This is a genomic window from Photobacterium obscurum (genome assembly GCF_026191635.1).
Lineage (GTDB): Bacteria > Pseudomonadota > Gammaproteobacteria > Enterobacterales > Vibrionaceae > Photobacterium > Photobacterium obscurum.
In genome coordinates this window covers 1-349 of record NZ_JAKRRW010000072.1, presented here as the reverse complement: position 1 = coordinate 349, position 349 = coordinate 1, and the positions used below count along the sequence as shown (strand labels likewise).

General features: G+C 46.4%; 2 tRNA genes. Both read right to left on the bottom strand.

Annotated features, from left to right (window positions below):
* Positions 1-119: 119 nt before the first annotated feature.
* A tRNA-Thr gene (locus tag MD588_RS25970) sits at positions 120-195 on the bottom strand.
* Between the two features lie 46 nt (positions 196-241).
* Positions 242-317, bottom strand: a tRNA-Asn gene (locus MD588_RS25965).
* Between the last annotated feature and the right edge of the window lie 32 nt (positions 318-349).

Genomic DNA, 349 nt, shown 5'->3' with positions numbered 1-349 from the left:
CGAACCACCGACACGAGGATTTTCAATCCTCTGCTCTACCGACTGAGCTATCGAGGCAAAAGTAAAAGCAGTTAGGCTTTTACTTTTGCAATGCTGCTTTCACAACAATTGCTAAGAAATGGTGCCGACTACCGGAGTCGAACTGGTGACCTACTGATTACAAGTCAGTTGCTCTACCTACTGAGCTAAGTCGGCACACTAAATCTTTTCACGTTCCAAGCCAATGGCTCAAAACAAAATTTGGCTCCCCCTGCGGGACTCGAACCTGCGACATACGGATTAACAGTCCGCCGTTCTACCAACTGAACTAAGGGGGAATTATCTATTTCGTTGCTTGCACCATTTTTCC